We start from the raw sequence: 23,841 nt of genomic DNA, 5'->3' as shown, positions 1-23,841 counted from the left end.
CTAGTTATTTTTTGAAATTTGATCTGCCAAAATTAAGGCGTTATATAGATTAGCCATTTTTCCTGAAGTTGAAATAGTCTGGAATTTTTTAGTATTGCTTGTATCTCCACCGAGTACTACTGTGGCTTTTGTAGATATACCACTATCCATGATTATTTGTTTTACCTGTCCCGCAGATAATTTAGGGTAATAACCTCTTATGATCGCCGCAATTCCTGCAACTGCTGGTGAAGCCATGGAAGTTCCCTGAAGATATTCGTATGTATCGTTTGGAGTTGTAGACCAGATCTCGGTTCCAGGTGCGAAAATATCTACGTTGGTAGCTCCATAGTTAGAAAATGTCGCGATTAGATTCGCTCCGTACTCATAATTCAAAGCACCAACCGTTAAAAAGTTATCACTGATCTCTGTAGTTTCCTGCGGATTTTGGTCGTTAGGATAAACTCTCTTTTTGTCCAGGTCTATTCCTTCATTTCCAGCTGCATTTACGATGAGCACATCATTATCTGCCGCATATTTTATTGCATCGATCACCCATTCCGGATTTTGAGAGAAGTATTTTCCAAAACTGGTATTAATCACTTTCGCACCATTATCTACGGCATAACGAATTCCCAGTGCGATATCTTTATCATATTCATCACCATCTGGCACAGCTCTTACTGCCATGATCTTCGCATTATTGGCAACTCCTTTAAGTCCTACGGAATTGTTTCTGTTAGCTGCAATGATCCCGGCAACGTGTGTGCCGTGTTTAGCATCTTCCTTCTTTGGATCTGGTCCTGAAACTTTATTGTTCCCGTAGTTGGTATCGGTGATATCGTAAGGATCGTCACCCACAACAGCTCTACCATCCAGGTCAAGGTTGAAATGAGTATCAAGACGACCTTCGACATACTCAATACCTTCGCTAATCTGCTTGATCACTTCCGGTAAACTCTCGTCCACGTTGCTCTGCATTTGCCCAACGATCATTTTTGCCTGTTGTAGTTCCTGGGTTTCAGGTTTGAAATCCAACACCTGCTTTTTAGTATAATCTTCAGTTCCCAGGGCTTTTGTCATAGCCGCATGTGCATTTTTCACTTGCTGTAGGATCTGGGTATACTGCTGCTGAGTTTGCTGAGCTTCCTGATATTCCTTATCGTATTCTTTTTTAGCTTCCAGGTACATATTGTATTCTTCCCTGTCTGCAGTGCTTATGCTACTCTGGGATTTCCCTTCATATTTGGGTTTTAATCGCTTGATGATACGAGTAAACTCCATGTTTTCTTCCACGGCATCCCCTAGAAAGTTCCAGCCATGCACATCATCAATAAAACCATTATTGTCATCATCTTTTCCATTACCAGCGATCTCGTCCTTATTAGTCCAGATCACCCCTTGTAGATCTTCGTGTGTAATATCTATACCGCTATCCACAACTCCTACGATAACTGTAGAAGGTTTGTTGTTTTTAATGATTTCAGCATAAGCTCTATCCACGCTCATTCCCGGAATAGTATCCCTGGAAAGATCTGAATTAGTCCAGTCTTTTAACTGGGCATCTGTAAGATCCTTTACTTTTAAAGGAATAGAATCGATATTGCTAACCGGGGTGGAAACTACTCTTGGAGCAGTACTGCTACATGCAGTTAAAGCGCCGGCTGCCAGGATGGTCAGGAACGGCTTATAAACAGGTATTCTCATAATTGTTTTAATTGAATAATTCGTTGAAGGTATAAGTCTGATCGTGTCTTACTCCTTTTTCGGTATTTTTTAGAGTTATTATTTCATTGTGAGCATCATGCTCCATGAACAGGTAATAATTTTCGTTTGCTGCGGTTTGCAGAAATTTTTCCTTTTCAGCAAGCGTTAATAGTGGTCTGGTATCGAAGCCCATAACATAAGGCAAGGGAATATGTCCCACGGTAGGAAGAAGATCTGCCATAAAAACCAGTTTCTTACCCTTGTAATCTATATGCGGAATCATTTGCTTATCTGTATGTCCATCTACCAGAAGTGATTCGAAGCCAAGATGATCTGCTTTGCAAAATTCGCTGTTTCCCTCCCGCTCCACGAAATGCAGTTTTCCGCTTTGTTCCATGGGAAGAATATTTTCCTTCAGAAATGATGCTTTTTCACGAGCATTTGGATTCGTAGCCCATTCCCAGTGATCTTTATTGCTCCAGAACCTGGCATTTTTGAATGCCGGTTCATAACCTGTACGTTCTTTATTCCACTGGATACAACCTCCACAATGGTCAAAATGCAGGTGAGTCATAAAAATATCTGTAATGTCATCACGATGAAAACCATGTTCCTTGAGTGAGCTGTCAATACTATGCTCTCCCCATGGATAGTAATAGCTAAAGAATTTCTCACTTTGCTTATCACCCATTCCGGTATCAATTAGAATAAGTTTATCACCATCCTCAATGAGTAAACATCGGGCAGCTATATCTATCATATTATTCGAGTCTGCAGGATTGGTACGGGTCCAGAGACTTTTCGGGACCACTCCAAACATAGCTCCACCATCTAATTTAAAATTTCCGGCTTGTATAGGATAAAGGGTCATTCAGAATAAATTTGAAGATTTCTCCGCAAAATAGAAAATCTCATAGCTAATTCGAATTATTTTCTAAATGATTTAACAGCCTCGTAATAATGTTAGGCTTTTAATAATAAGCTTTCATAGTAAAACATTTTTAATATTTTTAGCAATCGTAAGCAAATAAAGAATCTATGGTTGAATTGGCAGGAATAGTGATCCTTGGAATATTGGCACAGTGGGTAGCATGGCGATTTAAGATCCCCGCGATCTTACCATTGATCCTGGTTGGACTTGCAGTAGGTCCAATTTCCACTTTTTTTACTGAAGATGGTTCCAAGATTATAGAACCAATCTGGAATGGAGAATCCGGATTATTTCCGGGAGAAAGCCTTTTCTATTTCGTTTCCCTGGCGATCGGGATCATTCTTTTCGAAGGTGGTTTAACGCTGCGGAAGGGTGAAATTCTTAATGTTGGCCCGGTGATCATCAAGTTGATAACCATAGCCGTGATCGTTACTTTCTTTGGAGCCGGTGTGGCAGCATACCTGATATTTGACCTTAGCTGGCAGATTTCGTTCTTATTTGCTGCGCTTATTATTGTAACCGGTCCTACCGTAATTACCCCTATTCTTCGGAATATTCCATTAAAGTCTGATATCTCAACCATTCTGAAATGGGAAGGAATTCTAATCGATCCTATTGGTGCACTTGTAGCGGTATTAATGTTTGAATTTATAAGCGCTGGTACCGGAACAGAATTTACAGAAACAGCATTGATAGAATTTGGAAAGATCGTCCTGTTTGGATTTACGTTTGGATTCACCTTTGCTCACGCTCTAGCCTTTGCCATCAAAAAGAACGTGATCCCTCATTATTTATTGAATGTTCTAACCCTGGCAACCGTGCTGGGAGTTTTTGTACTGGCAGATCTTTTCGCACATGAAAGCGGACTTTTAGCCGTGGTTGTGATGGGAATGGTGATGGGAAACATCAACCTTCCAAACTTAAAAGAACTACTTTATTTCAAAGAATCTTTAAGCGTACTGCTTATTTCGATCCTGTTCATACTTCTCGCTGCGAATATTAATGTAGAAGACCTGATGCTGGTTTATGATATCAAAGCTTTGATCCTGTTTGCTACGGTGGTACTCATCGTTAGACCTCTGGGCGTATTTGTGAGCAGTATAGGCTCATCACTAAAATTCAACGAAAAACTATTTATAAGCTGGGTTGGACCTCGTGGTATCGTAGCTGCAGGTATCGCTTCTCTCTTCGGAATTGAACTTTCTAACCAAGGTGTTCCCGGAGCAGAATATATCACTCCGCTTGTGTTTATGATCGTTCTGGGAACAGTTCTTCTGAATGCGACTACAGCAAGATTATTCGCTCAATTGGTGGGAGTTTTTCTGAAGAATTCTCAGGGAATCTTAATCATTGGAGCATCTACTATTTCAAGATTGATTGGTAGTTATCTGAAGAAGAACAATCGACATGTGGTACTGGTAGATAGTAATGGAACAAACATTAAAAAAGCACAGGAACTTGGATTGGACGCGATCCAGGAAAATGTTTATTCAGATGATCTTATCAATAATATTGAATTAAGCGATATCGGTTACTTAATGGCAATGACTGGAAATACGGAAGTAAACCTAAATGCGATTGAAAAGTTCAGAAAGCATTTTGGTGAAAATGGATCTTTTAGAGTAGTTTCTTCAGATGAAATGTACGATCCTGAAAATAATCCTAAAGAAGGACTGTTCTCGCAAACCGATGATTATATCAAGTTAACAAACCTTGCCAGAAAGTATCCTTCTATTCATGAGATTGAACTGAATTCCAAGGAGCACTACGAAGGGCTTATAGAGATTAGTAAAACCGATTCCGATATCATTCCACTATTTGTAAAAGATGAGGAAGGAGAGCTTAGTATTATTCCTTCTAACAGTCTTGAGGTTGAAATCGAAGAAGGTTTTATGATGGTTTATCTTGGAAAGGAACTGGAAACCGGAGATAGTGAAGAAAAAGAGAATATCGAAAAGAATATTCAGGAGGAAAATTAATTACTCCTCCTCCATTTTTTCAATTAGTTCATCGGTCACCTCCAGTGTATGATATACATTCTGAACGTCATCGTCATCTTCAAATTTTTCGATGAGGTTCAGGATTTTGATAGCATCTTCCACAGGCAATTCAGTTGTATTTAAGGGTATACGCTGCACTTCAGAATTTTTTGGTTCTATTTTTAGTTCCTCAAGTTTCGATGACATCATTCCAAAATCATTGAAATCTGTATAAACTGTTAGATAATCGTCTTCCTTATCGAAACTTGACGCACCACCTTCAATAAGTTCTAATTCCAGTTCTTCAATTTCTGTTTTGATATTTTTCTTTTCTAGTACGAAAACTCCCTTTTTATCGAAAAGAAACTCCAGAGAACCATTGGTCCCAAGGCTTCCGCCATTTTTACTGAAGATGGAACGAACTGAAGCGACCGTTCTATTGGTATTATCTGTGGTAGCTTCTACGAAAATGGCTATTCCATTTGGACCATAGCCTTCAAAAGTGACCATTTCATAATTGTCTGCATCTGCACCACTAGCCTTCTTGATCGCGCGTTCAATGGTATCCTTGGGCATATTGACACCTTTGGCATTCTGGATGGCATTACGCAAGGCGGGATTAGCTTCAGGATCTGGTCCTCCGCCTTCTTTTACGGCAACTGTGATTTCTTTGATCGCCCTGGTGAACTGCTTCGCTCTTTTCTTATCCTGAGCTCCTTTACGATGCTTAATATTCGCCCATTTACTATGTCCAGCCATTTGTAGTCTGTAGTTTTTGGTTTGTAGTCGATAGATTTTCTACCGAGTAACTCATTATCACAAAAGTAAAAAATGTAGTGGAAATAGGCCCAATAAGAAGACCTCACAAGTTTTGAAGCCTGTGAGGTCTATATAATTTTTGCGTTAGGGATAGTAGTGGCAGCTTTTTGGAAGCCTTAGCTGCCAAAAACTAGAACGGATAGCCCGCCGCCGACCTTAGAAGGCGGAACGCCCTAATAATGACTATAAAAAAGTTCTGACTAATCGTTCAGTTTAAGAACCGCCATAAATGCTTCCTGCGGAATTTCAACATTTCCAACCTGTCTCATTCTCTTCTTACCTTTTTTCTGCTTTTCAAGAAGTTTACGTTTACGGGAAATATCACCACCATAACATTTCGCGGTAACATCCTTACGTAAAGCTTTTACCGTTTCACGGGCAATGATCTTGGCGCCAATAGCGGCCTGGATTGGAATATCAAACTGTTGTCTTGGGATCAATTCCTTCAGTTTCTCGCACATTTTCTTTCCAATATCATACGCGTTATCCACGTGTAATAGCGCAGAAAGTGCATCTACTGTATTCGCATTCAGAAGTACGTCTACTTTTACAAGTTTAGACTGGCGCATTCCAATTGGAGAATAATCGAAAGAAGCATAACCTCTTGATACAGTTTTAAGCCTGTCATAGAAGTCGAAAACAATCTCTGCTAATGGCATGTCAAAAGTTAGTTCAACTCTTTCTGTAGTGAGATAGGTCTGGTTGGTAATTTCTCCACGCTTTTCAATACATAGAGACATTACGTTCCCAACATAATCTGATTTTGTAATGATCGTAGCCTTGATAAATGGCTCCTCAACCCTGTTCAATGTGGAAGGTTCAGGAAGGTCAGACGGGTTATTTACCAGTAAAGCCTCATCTGGATTCTTATTGGTGTAAGCCTGGTAAGAAACGTTAGGAACCGTAGTGATCACGGTCATATCGAACTCACGTTCCAGTCTTTCCTGAATAATTTCAAGGTGTAACATTCCAAGGAATCCACAACGGAAACCAAAACCTAAAGCTGCAGAACTTTCAGGAGTAAAAACCAGCGAAGCATCGTTCAGCTGTAATTTCTCCATTGAAGCTCTCAATTCTTCGTAATCTTCAGTATCTACAGGGTAAATTCCGGCGAAAACCATTGGTTTTACGTCCTCAAAACCTGCAACAGCTTCCGTAGTTGGATTTACGGCGCTGGTAATAGTATCACCAACTTTCACCTCACGAGCATCCTTAATACCCGTGATGAGGTAACCAACATCACCGGTTTTGATCTCTTTACGAGGAAATTGTTTTAAACGAAGTGTTCCCACTTCATCGGCATCATATGTTTTATTGGTCGCAACGAACTTGATCTTTTCACCTTTTCTAATAGATCCATTAATAACTCTAAAATATGTTTCAACACCTCTGAATGGGTTGTAAACAGAGTCAAAGATCAATGCTCTAAGTGGAGCATCAACTTTTCCTGTTGGAGCAGGAATTCTGGAAATAATAGCATCTAGGATCTCTTTAATCCCAATACCTGTCTTTGCACTTGCCGGGATAACATCTGAAGCATCACAACCTAAAAGATCCACGATATCATCTGTCACCACCTCAGGATTTGCACTGGGAAGATCCACTTTATTTAGTACCGGAATGATCTCAAGATCGTTCTCAAGAGCAAGGTAAAGATTCGAAATAGTTTGAGCCTGAATACTTTGGGCTGCATCTACTACCAGTAAAGCACCTTCACAAGCAGCAATAGAACGGGATACTTCATAAGAAAAATCCACGTGGCCGGGAGTGTCAATAAGGTTTAGCGTGTATTCTTCACCTTCATGAACATAATCCATTTGTATCGCATGAGACTTAATAGTGATCCCGCGTTCCCGTTCCAGGTCCATACTGTCCAGCAGTTGTTCCTGTTTTTCACGCTCGGTTACAGTCCCGGTAAAATCCAGCAGGCGATCTGCCAGTGTACTTTTCCCGTGATCGATATGCGCGATTATGCAAAAATTTCGAATGTTCTTCATCTCCAGTATTTGTATCCTTAGGCCTAAAAATTCAGGTAATTTTAAGACTACAAATATAATTGAATTAATAGTCTTATATAAAATTTCAAGTTTATGTTTGTTTCGCTGTGTGAAAGCATTCGATAATGCTATTTTAGAGCTTGTAAATTTCTTTGCTGAAGTCTATACTACAAAGGCATTGCATCAAAAAACTGACTATGGATTTCCTGAAACCCGATACTGAAAAGGCATCAAATTATGATCATCTCGAAAAGATGAATATTACAGAACTTCTGAAGAATATCAACAAGGAAGATCAAACAGTGGCTGAAAGTGTGCAAAAAGTAATTCCGGCAATTGAAGTTCTGGTAGACAGGATCGTTGAAAAACTAGGAGCAGGAGGAAGACTATTTTATATTGGAGCTGGTACGAGTGGTCGGCTTGGAGTTCTGGACGCTTCAGAATGTCCGCCAACATTTGGGGTTGAACCAGGAATCGTAATTGGTCTAATTGCCGGTGGTGATACGGCTTTGAGGAATGCTGTTGAAAATGCAGAAGATGACCGGGAACAGGCATGGAAAGATCTTCAGCAATATGAGATCTGTTCAAAGGATGTCCTGATAGGCATCGCCGCATCTGGAACAACGCCCTATGTGATTGGCGGCATCGAAAAAGCCAGAGAGAATAATATAATCACAGGATGTGTGACCTGTAGCTCTGGAAGTCCAGTGGCAAAGGCATCAGAATTTCCAGTAGAAGTGATCACCGGACCAGAATTTGTAACTGGAAGTACCAGGATGAAAGCTGGAACAGCGCAAAAAATGGTTTTGAACATGATTACAACGTCTAGCATGATCAGGTTAGGAAAGATCAAAGGAAATAAGATGGTAGATATGCAGTTATCTAACAAAAAGCTGGTGGGACGTGGAACTCAGATGATCATGGATGAATTGCATATAGACGAAGAGCAGGCAAATGCATTGTTATTAGAGCATGGTAGTGTAAGGCTGGCGATCACTAATTTTCAACAGAATAGTTAATGATCAAATCTTTAAAATATTATAAATCCTTATCGCTGATTCTTCTGGCGTTTTTTGCATATTCCTGTAAATCTACCAAAAATGTTCAAGTAGCTGAAAAGCAAACTGAAACAACAGAAACACAGGTTCAAAAGGAGATGGAAAGTCCTGAAGTTTCAGAAGAAATCACTGAAAATACGTTTATTGAACCACCGCTTGATATAGCCGAATTTAGAGCAGCCTGGATCGCAACGGTTGCAAATATCAACTGGCCGAGTAAAGCAGGTTTACCTACTGAAATACAGAAAAAGGAAGCCCTGGAAATGCTTGATTTTCTTGAAGAAAATAATTTCAACGCGGTCATTTTACAGGTTCGGCCGCAGGCTGATGCATTATATCAAAGCGAACTGGAACCATGGTCCTATTTTCTTACTGGCAAAAGTGGCAAGGCACCAGAACCTTTTTACGATCCGCTCGAATTCTGGATAGAACAGGCTCATTTAAGAGGTCTGGAGCTTCATGTCTGGCTCAATCCATACCGCGCACATCATACCACTGGAAAAGAGATTGGTGAAAAGTCTATTGTAAAAACCAATCCGGAACTCGTAATGGAGCTGAAAAATGGGATGTGGTGGATGGATCCCGGAAGTGAAAAGGTGCAGGAACATTCGGCTGCAGTAGTGATGGATATTGTGGAACGCTATGATATCGATGCCGTTCATTTTGATGATTATTTCTACCCCTATGCTTCTTATAATGGTAAAAGCGGATTCCCGGATGATGTAAGTTTCCAGAAATACCAGAGTAGTGGAGGTGAACTTTCCAGAGCCGATTGGAGGCGTAAAAGCGTTAATGATTTTATTGAAAGAATTGCTGGTGAGATTAAGGCTGAAAAGTCTTTCGTAAAATTCGGGATTAGTCCGTTTGGTATCTGGAGACCTGGTTTTCCTACAAGTATCAAAGGAATGGACCAGTATGAAGAATTATATGCTGATGCAAAATTATGGCTGAATAAAGGCTGGATCGATTATTTCACTCCGCAACTCTACTGGCCCACGGCAAAAGTAGGGCAGAGCTTTCCGGTTTTATTGGGTTGGTGGGAATCTGAAAATGTAGTGGGAAGACATCTCTGGCCGGGAATTAACCTTGCTCTGGATGAAGAAACACCAGGTGAAATTGCCTCACAGATCATGATCTCTCGTGGAATTCTTCCGGATAGCCCAGGTGTGGTGCACTGGAACATTGGACCGCTGATGAAAAGCGAGAAACTAAGAAATTCCCTGAAAAACGGACCTTATCAACAAAATGCCCTGATACCAGCAAGTCCATGGTTATCTTCTGGAACTCCTGAAATTCCGCAGATCGAACTATCTAAAACAGCTTCAGAATATACTATAAAGAACTCAAGTTTAAATGAGCACTTCAGGTGGGTGGTTTATTATCAGTATGAAAATAGTGGCTGGAACTACAAAATTTTGAATCAGGAACAGGATTTGCATTCGCTGCCAATTCAGAATAAAGACAACAATACATTGATCAAAATTGGGATAACTGCGGTAGATCGCACGGGAACACAAAGTAGTTTCCAGCAATATGATCTTCAAATCCTTGACCTTATAAAATCTTAATTATGAAAACCAGATCTATAATATATTTTCTAGCAGCAATTTTCTTCCTTTCCTGTGGAGAATCCAACAAAGAATCGGCTAAAACTGGTCAGGTAGAAGAAATTGTAGAACAAACCAGAACTGAATTTGCTCCAGACAAACGGGTAGCACTTTTTGATATTTCTGCGGAAGAAGGTAGTAACGGAATCATTCTTAAAGGTGAAACCAATTCAGAAGAAGCAAAAAATAGACTTTTATCAGATCTTGATTCGGCTGGGATTAATTATAAAGACAGTATTCAGGTTTTGCCTTCCGAAGCATTGGGAGAAAAGCTTTTTGGGATCATAGACGTTTCGGTAGCCAATTTAAGAGGAGATAGCAAACATTCTTCTGAACTTGTGACTCAGGCTACACTCGGAACTCCTGTGAAGATCTGGAAACGGACCGAAGAATGGTACTATATTCAAACTCCAGACGATTATCTTTCGTGGGTCGACCACGGAGGAATTACGACCATGAATGAAAGTAAATTTAATAACTGGAAAACTTCAGAAAAGATCATTTTCACGAAAGCTTATGGGAACTCCTATACTAAGGCTGATCTGGATTCTAATCCCGTTACAGATCTGGTAACCGGGGCAGTCCTGGAATTGCTGGAAGATTCAGGAGATTTTTATAAAGTTAGATATCCTGATGCGCGTGAAGCCTACGTTTCCAAGAATGATGCGAAGAACTACGGGGAATGGTTACAGAATTTGGAACCTGATGGCGAAAGTTTAACGAGGGTTTCTGAAAAACTGATGGGTCTACCTTATTTATGGGGAGGAACCTCTGCGAAAGGAGTGGACTGTAGCGGATTCACCAAAACGATTTATTTCATGAATGGCGTGGTCATTCCCAGGGATGCTTCACAACAGATCAAAGAAGGTACGCTGGTGGACGACGAATCTGATTTCAACAAGCTGGAAGTAGGGGATCTACTGTTCTTTGGAAGACCGGCAACAGATTCTACTTCAGAAAAAGTAGTGCATGTAGGAATGTGGATTGGTAATAACGAATTTATTCATTCCTCTGGAGACGTTCATATTAGTAGTGTAGATGATAAAGCTGAAAACTTTGATGAATTCAACAAAAGCCGATACCTGAGAACTAAAAGATTTCTCGATCAACAATCTCACGGACTCAAATACTTGAAAAAGCAGGATTTTTATACCGGTAACGCACAGTAATTTTAGGCGAAACAGTACTTTTTATAAGTATTTAGCCTGATTTGTTGAACAATTGCTAATTAATTTAGCTTCAGGTCGATATAAAAGCTTTTTCTTGCTTAAAAATACATAAAAGCTATATTTGCCCTTGTTACCAAACAAACCGAACTAACCAAACATGAATATTAGAATATCTCTAAGCATTTTACTTTGCTTTTTAAGTACGCTGGTATTTTCACAAAATGAACTTTCAGGAAAGTTAACCGACCTTAACAATGACCCACTTGCATACGCGAATGTCATTCTTTTGAACGCCCAGGATTCAGTTTCTGTCGTCAAAGGAACGGTGAGTGAAGAGGATGGGAGCTTTTTGCTGAAAGATATCAAGGATGATAATTATGTTCTAAAAATCACCTATGTTGGTTATGATGACCTGCTGAAGAAGATCAGGGTAAAAGGAGACATCAATCTTAAAACTTTGAAAGTTTCACCATCTTCAGGAGATCTTGATGAGGTAACGATTCAAGCCAGGAAACCAAGGATTAGCAGGGAAGTGGATCGTATCGTTTTTGATGTGGAGAATTCTACTTTATCCTCTGGAAATACCTGGGATATTCTAAAGAAATCACCTGGAGTTATCGATAATCAGGGACAGTTGATGGTTCGAAACGCCGCAGTGCAGGTGTATTTGAATGATCGCAAGATCTATTTATCTGCTTCAGAATTGCAGACATTATTGGAATCTTATTCCGCAGAAAACATTAAATCTATTGAGATCATCACGAATCCGCCAGCAAAATACGATGCTGAAGGAGGAGCGATCCTTAATATAACAACCAGTAAAAGCATTACTCCGGGCTACAAGGGAAGTGTAGAAGGAACTTATACCCAGGCGATCTATTCAAAATATAAGATTGGAACCAGTCATTATTTCCAGGGTGATAAGGTGAACGTGTTTGCAAATTATAATTTTAGTCCGCGTAAGGATTATAAGAACGACGATTCCTATATCAATTTTATACAGGATGGGCAGCGATTTTCCAGATGGGATACAGATTTTACCAGAGAGACTACAAGCCAGGCTCATAATGCCAACGCGATCATAGATTTCGAACTTTCAGAAAAGAGCAATCTTAACTTTTCTGTAAATGCCAACTTTTCACCAAACCGTGAATTTGATAATGATGTAACGACCGAGATGAGAAATGCTTCCGGAGGACTTGATTCGACATTGGTAACAGATTCTGGCGTTTTTACAGATCAAAATAATGTTGCATTAAATCTTGATTACACCACCTCATTTGATAATGGAGGAGATCTTTCCTTAAAAGCACATTACACAAGGTTTGACCAGGATCGTGAGCAAACTGTGTTTTCTCAATATTTTGATCCCCAGGGTCAACGTCTGGATGCACTTGAATTTGAAACCGATGCCAGCCAGGTGGTTGATATATATACTGCACAGGCAGATTATTCAACGACGATCGGGGAATCTGCTTTTGAAAGCGGACTCAAATATTCTGCTATAGAATCTAAAAGTGGGATCGAGTACATGAATGAGCGACGTTTGGAATCGTTGTATGATGAACTGGGAGATGTATTTTTATATGATGAAAATATCTATGCAGCATATCTTTCTATAAGTCATGACTGGACGAAATGGAGTGGTAAATTAGGACTTCGCGGGGAATATACCGATAGAGCAGGCGAGAGCATGAGTGTTGAAACTATCAATGATCGCGAATACTTTGAATTGTTTCCAACGGCATACCTGCAATATCGAGCTTCAGACAATCACAGTTTTACGTTGGATTATAGCCGTAGAATTCAACGACCACGATATGAAAGTCTGAATCCATTCAGATACTTCTTGAACGAGACAAATTTCAACGCTGGAAACCCAAATCTAATCGCGTCCATTAGTAATAATTTTAACTTGAACTATACTTTAAATAATGCATGGTTCTTTGATTTCTATTATAAGGATCTTGGGGAAGCTCCGGAAACCCTCGTTTTTCAGGATAATCAAAATCTTACCATTCGTAACGTGAATCAGAATTTGCTGGATTCGAAATCCTACGGAGTTGATATTACATACGGTCTTTCTGTCACAGATTTCTGGTATGCACAATTTTTTACTTCGCTATTCCGTATGGAAAATACGTTGCTTGCCCTGGAGAGTAATAACGCTGAGGTAACGATAGACGCTGAAGGTGTTCAGGCATACGTCTATAATATCTTTACTTTGTCCCAGGATGGTACTTTTGAAGGAACATTGTTTGCGCAATATCTTTCAGATTATCTATCTGGATCTTACAACCTGGAGCCAATGACGACTGTAAGTATTGGTTTGAGAAAGACGTTATGGGATAATAGAGCAGAGCTAAGTTTAAATGTGAACGATATATTCAACTCTACGAACACCCGCCTTACTTCAGAATATTTGAACCAGAGCAACAGTTTCTTTTCTTTTTCTGAAAACAGGAATGTCCAGATAGGGTTTAAATATAACTTCGGAAACTTCAGGCTGAGTGACAATCAGCGTACGATCGATGAAGCTGAAAGAGAACGATTAAGACCATAATTTTTACTTCCGGTTTATTTCTTAATTTTGCAGCATAAAACTGAAAGGCTTTGGCTAAAATTGGAAATATAGATGTAGGAGACTTCCCGTTGCTGTTAGCACCGATGGAAGATGTGAGTGATCCACCATTTCGCGCATTATGTAAGGAGCAGGGCGCAGATGTGGTGTATACTGAATTTATTTCTTCTGAAGGACTTATTCGCGATGCCGCGAAGAGTACCATGAAACTTGATATTTACGAAAAAGAACGACCAGTTGGGATCCAGATATTCGGGGCTAACCTGGAGTCGATGTTACAGTCTGTCGAGATCGTTGAAAAATCTGGCCCGGATATTATAGATATTAACTTTGGATGCCCGGTGAAAAAGGTGGTTTCCAAAGGCGCCGGAGCTGGTATTCTGAAAGATGTGGATTTGATGGTTTCTTTAACCGAAGCGATGGTGAAACATACCAATTTACCTATCACGGTAAAGACTCGTCTAGGTTGGGATCATGACTCCATAAAAATCCTTGAAGTGGCTGAAAGATTACAGGATGTAGGCTGCAAGGCTATTTCTATCCATGGTCGAACCAGAGCTCAAATGTATAAGGGCGAAGCTGACTGGAAGCCAATTGCACAAGTAAAGAATAATCCTCGTATGCATATTCCTGTTTTTGGAAATGGTGATGTGGATTCACCAGAGAAAGCCATGCTAATGCGTGATGAGTTTGGACTTGATGGTGCAATGATTGGTCGTGCAAGTATTGGCTATCCGTGGTTTTTTCGGGAAGTAAAGCATTATTTTGAGACCGGAAAACATATGGCACCTCCAACGCTGGAAGAGCGTGTGGATGCTGCCAGACGACATTTACAGATGTCTATAGACTGGAAAGGAGAGCGTCTGGGTGTGTTCGAAACACGTCGTCATTATACGAACTATTTTAAAGGAATTCCGCACTTTAAGGAGTATCGTATGAAAATGGTTACTAGTGATGATTCTGTAGACGTCTTTAGAGTTTTTGATGAGGTAGAGAAGGAGTTCGCAGGTTACGAATTCGCCTAGTTATTTTAAAGCTTTTCTGGTAGTTCCTGCCGCAATGTAGGAAGCAATAAAACCAAGAGTAAAGATCGTAGCTACGACGATAATTACATTTTTCGCTCGCATTTGCACAGGATAGGGTAGGCTTGGAGTGATCATTACCAGGTCAAATTGCATTTGTAAAAGTATCAGGACAATGGCAAAACCAAGGCCTAAAAGTCCGCCCAGAACGGTCATTAACATTCCCTGGTAGAAAAAGATATTCCTTATTTGCCTGGTAGTAGCACCAAGACTATGCAATGTCTTCATATTTTCCCGTTTATCCAGGATCATTACGATAATAGAACCTACCACATTAAATAGCGCAATAGTAAGTACTAGTGTGAAAATAAGGTAAACAAAGAGGTTTTCAGAATTGAGCATCTTATTAAGCGCATCATTCAGTTCTTCACGGGTTTTGATCTGTACATTATCGCCCAGTACTGTAATGATCTCTTCTGAAATTCTGTCGAGATCTGCTTCCGAAGAAATTTTAAATTCCACGCCCGTCACCTCATCAGGCTGCATGCTTAGCAGATCACGGGCAAAATTGATATTGGTAAAAACATATTTTGAATCCAGTTCCTCGTTAACGCTATAAACCCCGCTAACAATGGTCTGCCGGGTGGAAAAAGCATTCTGGATGTTGGTCATGGTTACCTGTCCTTTTCCCGGTTTGGGAACCATGATTTTCAGTAGATTTTGATAATTAAAAGTGCCAATATCAAGCAAGCGGGAGAGTCCGTTTCCAATCACCACCTGCGGCTCGCTTTTAGTAAGCCAGGTGCCGAAAACAATAGCACTATCGATCTTGTTAACCTGCTGATAATTGGCGTCCACACCTTTGATATAGGCAGGATTTGACTTCTGTTTGTAGCTAAGAATGACACGTTCCTCAATAACCTGAGTTAGCTCTTCGATTCCTTCGATTTTCAATAACCTGTCTTCCTGCTCTTCAGATAAGTGGATGATTTTTCCAGTATCTGGTAAGGCTTTAAGATCGGGATCGAATTCGTTCGAAAAGGAAAGGCTGAAATCACGTAATCCTGAGAATCCGCTTAATACGATAAATAATGAAAATGCTCCTGCAAATACTCCGATTGCCGCGATAATGGTAATAATATTGATCGCATTGCTCTTGCTCTTAGTGAACAGGTAGCGTTTGGCAATATAGAGTGGGAACTTCAACTTAAGATTTTTTCCTCTTGTCTAAAAGATCTGGATTGGATACAGGATCCTCTTTTCCTTTGATAGATTTCTCAATTCCGTCGATATATTCCAGAGAATCGTCTACAAAGAAACTAAGATCGGGCATTTTTCTTAGCTGATGCCTGGTTCGCTGCGCCATTTCATGCTTGATCTTATACTTATTCTCATTGATTTCCTCAATGACTTCCTCCTGATGTTTAGAAGGGAAAATGCTAACATATGCTTTGGCGATCGAGAGATCTGTAGTTACCCGAACTTTTGAAACTGAGATTAAAATTCCTGTACGCCCGCTTTCTCTTAGTGAGTTTTGCAGAATATCTGCCAGGTCCTTCTGCAACAACCCACCTATCTTCTTCTGTCTGTTTGTTTCTTCCATGCTACAAAAGTAAAATTTTTAACTGTGATTCTTCTTCATTCGTATGAATTTGAATAGTCTAAGCTGAAATATAGATATTTGTATTGTAAAATATAAATTCATGAAAAAGATAGAACATATAGGTATTGCTGTAAAAGATCTTGAAGCTGCTAACCGAACTTACAAAGCGATCTTAGGAGCAGAGCATTATAAAACCGAAGAGGTAGAAGGGGAAGGTGTAAATACTTCATTTTTTAAGATTGGTGATAGTAAGATCGAATTACTTGCGGCGACCAGGGATGATAGCCCGATTGCAAAATTTCTGGAGAAGCGGGGAGAGGGCATACATCATATGGCTTTTCTGGTAGACGATATTGAAAAGGAGATAACCCGTTTAAAATCTGAAGGTTTCAGGTTACTAAATGAAATTCCAAAACAGGGAGCCGATAATAAAATCGTAGCATTTATGCATCCTAAAGATGGTAACGGAGTCCTGGTTGAGCTTTGCCAGGAAAAATAGAATTAATTTGTTTGGTGCGTAAGGGGCAATTATCTAAATTTGCGCTCGCGATACGAATACGTATCAGGTCCCATAGCTCAGTTGGTTAGAGCACCTGACTCATAATCAGGTGGTCCTTGGTTCGAGCCCAAGTGGGACCACTTCAACAAAGACAAGCCTTACGAGAGATCGTGAGGCTTTTTTGTTTTTCCTCTAGTACAACATATGTACAACAACTTAATTTTCTTTTGGTTACATTTAATAGTCTCAAAAATTTGGAACCATGGAAAAATTAATAGGAACTCTTGGAAACGGCTTTTACCAATTAGATAGATTTAGAGAAAACTATTTATCACTATGGCTGCAAACAAGTGAAAAACGCTTTATTATTTTTATTGTACTTAGTTTAGTACCAATAGCACTTATTACAGCCGTTTTTGCTGACTTTAGTTTTCTTCTTGCCGGGACATCTTTTAAAATATTCTTGTTTTTTATATATCTAATCCTCGCATTCTCATTATTAGTTATAACAGCTGGATTTTATCGTGGTAAATCGATAAAAAAACTTAAATCAAATGGATTCCATTTTAAAAAACTAAACTTGACTAAAATTGATTATACAGGTCTGCAAATTAATGAAGATGAAATTTCAGATTTTCAACGTCTTATATTAGGCAGAAAAGTTTCCAAAAAAATCAATTTCAAACTAAATGCTTTGAGTAAAAAATCTGCAAGCTACCGGGATCTGTTTACTATGTTTCACATTATTTCTATAAAGGGAATTAATTCATTTGATAAAGAAAAGAAAGATTTATTTTTTCAAATGCTTCAGGAATCTTTAGTGATGAATGAAAATCCTGTGAACCCAGCTACTTTGGAATCCAGTTTTAGTACTTGGAGAAATGAAATTGAGAGTGATAAATCTAAAAAATCAATTTTGAGGTTAAAGGAATTGATTGGAACAGAATAATAATATAATAAATATACAGTAACTCGACTTATTGTATTGATTAGTTGGTATTTAGTGACATATGTTTGCCGAAGAAGTATTTGGCCAATGCTCATTAATTAACCCATTAATCTATTACAAATGAGTGAATCTGTATTCCATCTAAAAGAAATATTGTTAGATATAAGGGATCAATTATACCTTAATAAGACCGTATTTAACGTAGACGACCTTTCCCGATACACAGGACTATCCAAAAGTAAAATTTACAAGCTCACCAGCTTGGATCTTATTCCAACTGGTTCCAACAAAAACATCCGTCAGAAATTTTTCAACAAGGAAGATATTGATAGATGGTTATTAGGAGAACCAGATATTTCCGATGAACTTTTAGAGGAAGAGTTTAATCAAAAACTTCTTAAAAACAAAAAAGCGTAGTAGAGTTACAGCTCTTACTACGCTCAAATTCTTTTTCAATTTATATCTAACATAAACTGTATACGCAAATATACAGTTTAAAATTCAAACAGTATATGACATCTAAAGACATACCCTATATCCGGGTACAAACCACATATTTTAAACATGTTTATTTTCCAACTATTTCTGGACAGACTAATAAAAGCATTGTACCCTGGAATAAAGAAACAATTAGGGAGGATCATCCAGAAGAAAAAGGTTACCTGGCTAAGATCCCGAAATATGATGGATTTACCTGCATACCATCACATACTGCTTATAAACAGGAAATAAATGGTTTCTATAATACGTATTCTCCATTAAGTTATAAACCTGTAGATGGTGGATTAGAAACTACAATGAAGTTTTTGAGACACATTTTCGGGGATCAAATAGAATTAGGGATAGATTACTTACAACTGCTGTATACGAAGCCTACACAAATACTTCCTATACTATGCCTTGTTTCTAAAGAGCGTTCAACGGGTAAGAGTACATTTTTAAAATGGTTGAAATTAATTTTTGAAAATAACCTTACCTACTTAACTAATGATAGCTTCAGTAGCCATTTTAATGCCGACTGGGCTAATAAATTACTTATTTGTATCGATGAAGTTCTATTTAACAAAGAAGAGCTCACAGAACGTATAAAATTCCTGAGTACTACAAATGTCAATAAGCTAGAGGCAAAGGGAAAAGATAAGCGAGAGGTGGAATTTTTTGGAAAATTTATTCTTTGTAGTAATAACGAAGGTACATTCATAAAGATTGATGGAGATGAGACCAGATTTTGGGTAATTAAGATACCATCTATAAAAGATGAAAGTATTGATATGCTCAATACCCTTAAGAAAGAAATACCAGCATTCCTCCATTTCATTTCCAACCGTAAACTTACCTCTGAGAATAAATCGAGAATGTGGTTTACTCCGGCACAGATTAAAACTACAGCATTAACAAAACTTGTTCAAAACAACCGTAGTCGTGCAGAGAAGGAATTAGCTAATATTCTTATCAGTATTATAGAAAAAGATGATTTGACTGAAGTTAAATTATGTCCTATGGATGCTGTAAATATTTTAAGTCGTACAAGGATAAAAACTGATATTACCCAGATGCGAAGATTATTGAAAAATGAATGGGGTTTATCAAATCAGAAAAACAGCAATCTCTATAATAAATATACCATATGGTCAGATGGAGACATAGTTTCAAAAGAAACAAAAGGAAGGTATTATACTATAACTAAAGAATTTCTTTCTCAAAATTTTGATGATATGATGACAGATTGAGTTTAGACCAATAGTAATAAGGGTTTAGGCTGTCATCAAACTGTCATCATTTTGTCATCAAAATATAAAGTGATGACAACTATTAAGAAAAAGTGATGAATTGATGAAAAAATGATGATAAGCGAATTCCGTGCTATTACTTGCTTAAGAAGGAACTGTCATCAATTCATCAAAAAACAACGAAGATTAAAATGCCTAATGAAAAGAGTAAAAATGAACTGCAAATTAGCTAGGGAAATTGATCTCATTGGCTTATTAAAAACCATGGGATATAATTTAAAAAGGCAGAATGTAAAAGAAGCATGGTTTTTAAGTCCATTCCGAAACGAAACTATTCCATCCTTTAAAGTATCTAAGAAATTAAACAGATGGTATGATCACGGAGAAGGAATTGGTGGAAATACGATAGACTTAATTATTAAGTTACAAAACTGTTCTGTAAAAGAAGCTCTTAATTTTTTAGATGAAAATTCTTTTTCTTTTCAACAGCCAAAATATCTTGAAAAGGATTTTAAATCAGATTTTCAAATCTTTAAAAAACAAAATCTACAAAATAAGGCACTCATTAATTACTTAAAATCCCGTGGAATTTCCTTTGGTATTGCCAGGACTTATTGCTTTGAACTTTATTATAGGAATAAGGGTAAGAACTGGTTTGCAATTGCTTTCATTAATAACTCAGGAGGATTAGAATTGCGCAATAAATACTTTAAGGGTTGTATTGGTGCAAAAGATTATACGCTACAAAAAAACAATACCTCTACAGTCAATGTATTTGAAGGATTTATAGACTTTTTAAGCTATCTGGAAATAAGCTCAAACAAGACGAATTCAGACTACTTAATTTGTAATTCTACAGCTCTCATTGAAAGAGTTTTACCTCTACTTAAACAATATTCAAACATTGATCTATATCTGGATAATGACTCCTCTGGATCTAAAGCGAGTTCTACAATTTTAGAAAGTTATAGCCATGCGAATTTGAAAAATGAAATGTATGCTGCATACAAAGATTTAAATGAAATGCTAGTTGAGAATGTATGCCGAAGGTAATAGCAAGTTGAACAGGGGCAGAGCCCCTATTTTCAACTTGCTCTGCGAGGCTCAATCCCTTACTATTGCTGGGATAGACTAATATTATACGATTATATAAGATTATACAAAAAATATATTAACAGATGTATCTAATTGATTATCAGTACTAAAAACTATTAAAATGGCAAAAAAAAGTATCTTAATTTCAGCATACCACCATAAAGAACTTGCGAAACTATCAGAGGCATTTGGATATAGTTATTACAAATTGGTGGAAGAGATGATAACGTATTTTAAGAAAACAGGCATTAATCCTCTGGATTCAAAGAATGAAAATCCTTCTAAGGCAGTTAGAGAATTGGATAAGAGATTAATATCCTTTATTAGAATACAGGAAAGGGATATTTTAAAACCATTGCGCCAAGAGGTGTATGATTATTCTCAGGAGCAAAAACACGAGATTCAAAATTCTTACAAGATTTTAATAGAAGAACTTAGTAGGATAGATCGTTATGAACAAGAAAGGGCCAATACAACATTAGCAGAAGTTAAGAAGCAACGAAAGGCAGTTATAGCTATTGCTCAGTTAATTGATGCTAGAAACAAGTCCGGTATATTATCTAAAATCAACAACATTTTTGATTGATGCCTATAAGTAAACCACATAGTACGCTTGGAGCCAAAAATACGGGAAGTTGCGCCTTATTGGTTAATTATCTCGATAAAGAAAACCAGGAGTTAGAGGCGACAATCAATACAAAGAATAGTTTAAAGGAAATCACTTTACTCGAAAACAGAAAGCAAGATTTTTTTAATCATAGAAAAGCAGACATAAGCCCAATTGAGGTAATTGAAAGTATTGACTACAATATTAAAAAACTTGGGAAAACTGATGCGAAGTACTTTGCACCAACGATAAGTTTTAGTCAATCAGAATTACAACATATTATTTCCCTGGCTACTGAAAAGAAAAATATTGATAACGTCTGGCAGCTTAGTAATAGCGAGTATGGAAAATACAATCATCTTTTGAAAAATTATATTAGAGAAATCATGGATAATTACGCCGAGAATTTCAACAGGCAAAATAAAGGATTGCTGACAGGGAATGATCTCGTGTATTACGCTAAAATCGAACACTTTAGAAAATTCAAAGGTACTGATGAAGAAGTTAAGCAAGGTTTATATAATTCAGGAGATTATAAACCTGGACTTAATTCTCATGCTCATATTATTGTAAGTCGCAAAGATCAAACTCAACGATTAAAACTAACACCTACTACCAAAGAAAGATCTACCCACCGAAGTATAGGAGGAAACTCTTATCAAGTAGGTTTTGATCGTATGAAATGGATCAATAAGAATGAAAAATCTTTTGATACTCTTTTCAATTATAGAAGATCCGCCATTGAAAAATTTGATAATCAATATATTTTAAAGAATGGTTCTCCTCGAGAAAAAGACCTACTTATCAAAAAAATAGATGACATCAAAAGACTTAATAAGCAAGAAAATGTGATAAAAAGAGGTTTTAAGGGACCTAAAAGATAAATATTAATGAATGTGCGAAATTAACCTAAAGCTTTTAATGCTACAAAATTCTATTATTCTAAAGCAATAATGTTATTTTGTGATCTTATGGTTTTATTGCAAAACCATATTAGTGTAGTACCCTAATAGGTTTTTTATATCTTATAGAACAAAAGCATTAAACCAATAAAAATTCAATTTTGGTTACTAAGATTAATAGAAAACCTTAGAACAATAGATTTTAGATTTAAAAATTATAAAAACATAAATTATAGAATAAAAAATATATTTTTTATAAAATAAAATTCTTAAGCGTTTAGCTTTTGATTTTGGTACTAGGAAATCGCCAGTTTTTTATATCCACCTCAATCAAAGCAAGGCGCCCACGTTTCGGCGTGGGCTGCTCTTGTTTGGTGGATGGGTGTCTGGCGATACCTCTGGTACCGACATGTTGCAGTTCCACGCTTTTTTATGCTTGAACTTCACGATCAAAGGCTACTTAATCTTTAAAATAAGCCTATGAATCAGTTAGCACATTTAAATTACAGTTTTGAAGAAGTCGAAATTTTAAAAACTCTTGCAAAGTACCATGACGAGCCAGAAATTGCTGAAAGTTTTTTATTCTCTGGTTTAAACGAATATGAATATACCCAGGTAAAAAATATAATACAAAAGTTTTACCTCGATGGTATATGGGACTTTAAAGACACTGCAAATGGCAAAGGTCAATCCACTTTCAATTATGATCTGAAAGACTTCATACTTAAATATCCCAATCCTATTCCTAGCGAGTACAAAGAAGATATTGAGATAAACACCATTTCGGAGAAGCTTTATGCTTCAAATCTCGATAAGTCAGAACTGAAATATATTTCGGCACTCATAAAGAAAGATCTTATTGACCAACCTAAATAAAATATCATGAAGAAAGCTTTACCATTTTTACTTATTACTATGATGGCTTGTAATAGCCAACAAAATACAGATGCTCAAAAACAGGCAATTGTCAACTTCCTGCAAGAAGATGCTAAAGGAGTTAAAACCGATTTAAAGATTGAAGTTTCGCAAATAGAAATTAAAGATGTTGTAGTAGCAGACAGCATTAGTATTTGGAAGGAAAGGTATCAATCAGAAATAGAAAAAGCTCAAAACTCGATAGACAATTTTCGATTGAATATCGATAGTGCTGTGGAGGAAAACGAATCACTGGATGATTCCAATATTGATAACCTTGCAAAAATAGCAGCCAACAAGTCTATTAGTGAAATGAATCAAAGAGGTCTTGAAAAAGCCCAGGCTGCGCTAAAAGAGGTAGAAAAACAAAAATCTATAACATTGGCTAAATATGAAGATAAGGATGAAAATGAACTCCTTGTAAAAAAAGCAGAAACCACTTTTTCGTTTTTTAATCCTAGACTCCAAACACGTCAGGAAAGAACAGATGATTTTGTACTATCTAAAGATGGATCAGAAGTTTTGGCGATTATCGAAAATGGGAAAGTACGGTACAAAAGAAGATAGATTAATTGCCGGAAAGAAGGAGGCAGATATCTAGTTTACAATTGCAAGGGTACATTTTTCTTTCAGAAATGGTTTAGACTAAAAAGATTGCTATTTTTAGCTTACAGAATCTAACCACTTAGCAA

The 23,841-nt window shown here is 37.6% G+C and carries 21 protein-coding genes and 1 tRNA gene; 16 read left to right on the top strand and 6 right to left on the bottom strand.

Going from position 1 to position 23,841, the window contains the following annotated elements:
- Complete coding sequence (locus JM79_RS01160; protein WP_141876409.1) at positions 1-1,686, bottom strand: S8 family peptidase; 1,686 nt, start codon at positions 1,684-1,686, stop codon at positions 1-3.
- A 7-nt stretch (positions 1,687-1,693) separates the two neighbouring features.
- Positions 1,694-2,557: an MBL fold metallo-hydrolase gene (locus tag JM79_RS01155; RefSeq protein ID WP_141876408.1), complete on the bottom strand. Its 864-nt coding sequence runs from the start codon at positions 2,555-2,557 to the stop codon at positions 1,694-1,696.
- Between the two features lie 167 nt (positions 2,558-2,724).
- On the opposite strand from JM79_RS01155, the gene JM79_RS01150 reads away from it, so the two are divergent.
- The gene (locus tag JM79_RS01150; protein ID WP_141876407.1) at positions 2,725-4,596 is read left to right on the top strand and encodes a sodium:proton antiporter; all 1,872 of its coding nucleotides are present in this window, start codon (positions 2,725-2,727) and stop codon (positions 4,594-4,596) included.
- Here JM79_RS01150 and JM79_RS01145 read toward each other — a convergent pair whose 3' ends face one another.
- Both JM79_RS01145 and lepA read right to left on the bottom strand, forming a co-directional pair.
- Positions 4,597-5,355 carry a YebC/PmpR family DNA-binding transcriptional regulator gene (locus tag JM79_RS01145; RefSeq protein ID WP_141876406.1) on the bottom strand — a complete coding sequence of 253 codons (759 nt, stop codon included), beginning with the start codon at positions 5,353-5,355 and terminating at the stop codon, positions 4,597-4,599.
- 260 nt (positions 5,356-5,615) lie between these two features.
- Entirely contained in the window at positions 5,616-7,412 is a 1,797-nt protein-coding gene (gene lepA / locus JM79_RS01140) for a translation elongation factor 4 (RefSeq protein ID WP_141876405.1), read from the bottom strand.
- A gap of 197 nt (positions 7,413-7,609) precedes the next feature.
- On the opposite strand from lepA, the gene murQ reads away from it, so the two are divergent.
- The 5 genes from murQ to dusB all read left to right on the top strand — a co-directional run bounded on the left by murQ (position 7,610) and on the right by dusB (position 14,852).
- Entirely contained in the window at positions 7,610-8,431 is an 822-nt protein-coding gene (gene murQ / locus JM79_RS01135) for an N-acetylmuramic acid 6-phosphate etherase (protein ID WP_141876404.1), read from the top strand.
- On the top strand, positions 8,431-10,038 hold the full coding sequence (locus tag JM79_RS01130; RefSeq protein ID WP_141876403.1) for a family 10 glycosylhydrolase: 1,608 nt from the start codon (positions 8,431-8,433) through the stop codon (positions 10,036-10,038). Before murQ ends, JM79_RS01130 begins: the two co-directional genes overlap by 1 nt.
- Before the next feature lie 2 nt (positions 10,039-10,040).
- Positions 10,041-11,246 (top strand): NlpC/P60 family protein, encoded by a 1,206-nt coding sequence (locus JM79_RS01125; protein WP_141876402.1) that lies wholly within the window; start codon positions 10,041-10,043, stop codon positions 11,244-11,246.
- 157 nt (positions 11,247-11,403) lie between these two features.
- On the top strand, positions 11,404-13,809 hold the full coding sequence (locus JM79_RS01120) for an outer membrane beta-barrel family protein (protein ID WP_141876401.1): 2,406 nt from the start codon (positions 11,404-11,406) through the stop codon (positions 13,807-13,809).
- A 50-nt stretch (positions 13,810-13,859) separates the two neighbouring features.
- Positions 13,860-14,852, top strand: a complete 993-nt coding sequence (gene dusB / locus JM79_RS01115) for a tRNA dihydrouridine synthase DusB (protein WP_141876400.1) — start codon at positions 13,860-13,862, stop codon at positions 14,850-14,852.
- On the opposite strand, the gene JM79_RS01110 is transcribed toward dusB, so the two are convergent.
- Both JM79_RS01110 and rbfA read right to left on the bottom strand, forming a co-directional pair.
- Complete coding sequence (locus JM79_RS01110; RefSeq protein WP_141876399.1) at positions 14,853-16,055, bottom strand: FtsX-like permease family protein; 1,203 nt, start codon at positions 16,053-16,055, stop codon at positions 14,853-14,855.
- Position 16,056: 1 nt separating this feature from the next.
- The gene (gene rbfA / locus JM79_RS01105) at positions 16,057-16,452 is read right to left on the bottom strand and encodes a 30S ribosome-binding factor RbfA (protein WP_141876398.1); all 396 of its coding nucleotides are present in this window, start codon (positions 16,450-16,452) and stop codon (positions 16,057-16,059) included.
- 100 nt (positions 16,453-16,552) lie between these two features.
- On the opposite strand from rbfA, the gene mce reads away from it, so the two are divergent.
- From mce to JM79_RS01055, 10 genes are all read left to right on the top strand, one after another.
- Positions 16,553-16,951: a methylmalonyl-CoA epimerase gene (mce, locus tag JM79_RS01100; protein ID WP_141876397.1), complete on the top strand. Its 399-nt coding sequence runs from the start codon at positions 16,553-16,555 to the stop codon at positions 16,949-16,951.
- 66 nt (positions 16,952-17,017) lie between these two features.
- Positions 17,018-17,091, top strand: a tRNA-Ile gene (locus tag JM79_RS01095).
- 122 nt (positions 17,092-17,213) lie between these two features.
- Entirely contained in the window at positions 17,214-17,900 is a 687-nt protein-coding gene (locus JM79_RS01090; protein ID WP_141876396.1) for a hypothetical protein, read from the top strand.
- A gap of 120 nt (positions 17,901-18,020) precedes the next feature.
- Positions 18,021-18,317: a helix-turn-helix domain-containing protein gene (locus JM79_RS01085; protein WP_141876395.1), complete on the top strand. Its 297-nt coding sequence runs from the start codon at positions 18,021-18,023 to the stop codon at positions 18,315-18,317.
- A gap of 95 nt (positions 18,318-18,412) precedes the next feature.
- Entirely contained in the window at positions 18,413-19,630 is a 1,218-nt protein-coding gene (locus JM79_RS01080) for a primase-helicase family protein (protein ID WP_141876394.1), read from the top strand.
- Between the two features lie 198 nt (positions 19,631-19,828).
- Entirely contained in the window at positions 19,829-20,683 is an 855-nt protein-coding gene (locus JM79_RS01075; protein ID WP_185739442.1) for a toprim domain-containing protein, read from the top strand.
- Positions 20,684-20,846: 163 nt separating this feature from the next.
- Positions 20,847-21,311 carry a BfmA/BtgA family mobilization protein gene (locus JM79_RS01070; protein WP_141876392.1) on the top strand — a complete coding sequence of 155 codons (465 nt, stop codon included), beginning with the start codon at positions 20,847-20,849 and terminating at the stop codon, positions 21,309-21,311.
- Positions 21,311-22,216: a DUF5712 family protein gene (locus tag JM79_RS01065; RefSeq protein WP_141876391.1), complete on the top strand. Its 906-nt coding sequence runs from the start codon at positions 21,311-21,313 to the stop codon at positions 22,214-22,216. Before JM79_RS01070 ends, JM79_RS01065 begins: the two co-directional genes overlap by 1 nt.
- 498 nt (positions 22,217-22,714) lie before the next feature.
- Positions 22,715-23,110, top strand: a complete 396-nt coding sequence (locus JM79_RS01060) for a hypothetical protein (RefSeq protein ID WP_141876390.1) — start codon at positions 22,715-22,717, stop codon at positions 23,108-23,110.
- 6 nt (positions 23,111-23,116) lie between these two features.
- The gene (locus tag JM79_RS01055) at positions 23,117-23,716 is read left to right on the top strand and encodes a hypothetical protein (protein WP_141876389.1); all 600 of its coding nucleotides are present in this window, start codon (positions 23,117-23,119) and stop codon (positions 23,714-23,716) included.
- Positions 23,717-23,841 lie beyond the last annotated feature (125 nt).

Source organism: Gramella sp. Hel_I_59 (assembly GCF_006714895.1).
Lineage (GTDB): Bacteria > Bacteroidota > Bacteroidia > Flavobacteriales > Flavobacteriaceae > Christiangramia.
Note: the sequence above shows the minus strand (reverse complement) of the source record. Positions and strands in the feature narration are given on the sequence as shown.

What these genes read in the sequence shown, in the direction of transcription:
- JM79_RS01160 (WP_141876409.1), bottom strand. Translation starts at nt 1,686, where the DNA reads ATGAGAATACCTGTTTATAAGCCGTTCCTGACCATCCTGGCAGCCGGC.
- JM79_RS01155 (WP_141876408.1), bottom strand. Translation starts at nt 2,557, where the DNA reads ATGACCCTTTATCCTATACAAGCCGGAAATTTTAAATTAGATGGTGGA.
- JM79_RS01150 (WP_141876407.1), top strand. Translation starts at nt 2,725, where the DNA reads ATGGTTGAATTGGCAGGAATAGTGATCCTTGGAATATTGGCACAGTGG.
- JM79_RS01145 (WP_141876406.1), bottom strand. Translation starts at nt 5,355, where the DNA reads ATGGCTGGACATAGTAAATGGGCGAATATTAAGCATCGTAAAGGAGCT.
- lepA (WP_141876405.1), bottom strand. Translation starts at nt 7,412, where the DNA reads ATGAAGAACATTCGAAATTTTTGCATAATCGCGCATATCGATCACGGG.
- murQ (WP_141876404.1), top strand. Translation starts at nt 7,610, where the DNA reads ATGGATTTCCTGAAACCCGATACTGAAAAGGCATCAAATTATGATCAT.
- JM79_RS01130 (WP_141876403.1), top strand. Translation starts at nt 8,431, where the DNA reads ATGATCAAATCTTTAAAATATTATAAATCCTTATCGCTGATTCTTCTG.
- JM79_RS01125 (WP_141876402.1), top strand. Translation starts at nt 10,041, where the DNA reads ATGAAAACCAGATCTATAATATATTTTCTAGCAGCAATTTTCTTCCTT.
- JM79_RS01120 (WP_141876401.1), top strand. Translation starts at nt 11,404, where the DNA reads ATGAATATTAGAATATCTCTAAGCATTTTACTTTGCTTTTTAAGTACG.
- rbfA (WP_141876398.1), bottom strand. Translation starts at nt 16,452, where the DNA reads ATGGAAGAAACAAACAGACAGAAGAAGATAGGTGGGTTGTTGCAGAAG.
- mce (WP_141876397.1), top strand. Translation starts at nt 16,553, where the DNA reads ATGAAAAAGATAGAACATATAGGTATTGCTGTAAAAGATCTTGAAGCT.
- JM79_RS01090 (WP_141876396.1), top strand. Translation starts at nt 17,214, where the DNA reads ATGGAAAAATTAATAGGAACTCTTGGAAACGGCTTTTACCAATTAGAT.
- JM79_RS01085 (WP_141876395.1), top strand. Translation starts at nt 18,021, where the DNA reads ATGAGTGAATCTGTATTCCATCTAAAAGAAATATTGTTAGATATAAGG.
- JM79_RS01080 (WP_141876394.1), top strand. Translation starts at nt 18,413, where the DNA reads ATGACATCTAAAGACATACCCTATATCCGGGTACAAACCACATATTTT.
- JM79_RS01075 (WP_185739442.1), top strand. Translation starts at nt 19,829, where the DNA reads ATGAAAAGAGTAAAAATGAACTGCAAATTAGCTAGGGAAATTGATCTC.
- JM79_RS01070 (WP_141876392.1), top strand. Translation starts at nt 20,847, where the DNA reads ATGGCAAAAAAAAGTATCTTAATTTCAGCATACCACCATAAAGAACTT.
- JM79_RS01065 (WP_141876391.1), top strand. Translation starts at nt 21,311, where the DNA reads ATGCCTATAAGTAAACCACATAGTACGCTTGGAGCCAAAAATACGGGA.
- JM79_RS01060 (WP_141876390.1), top strand. Translation starts at nt 22,715, where the DNA reads ATGAATCAGTTAGCACATTTAAATTACAGTTTTGAAGAAGTCGAAATT.
- JM79_RS01055 (WP_141876389.1), top strand. Translation starts at nt 23,117, where the DNA reads ATGAAGAAAGCTTTACCATTTTTACTTATTACTATGATGGCTTGTAAT.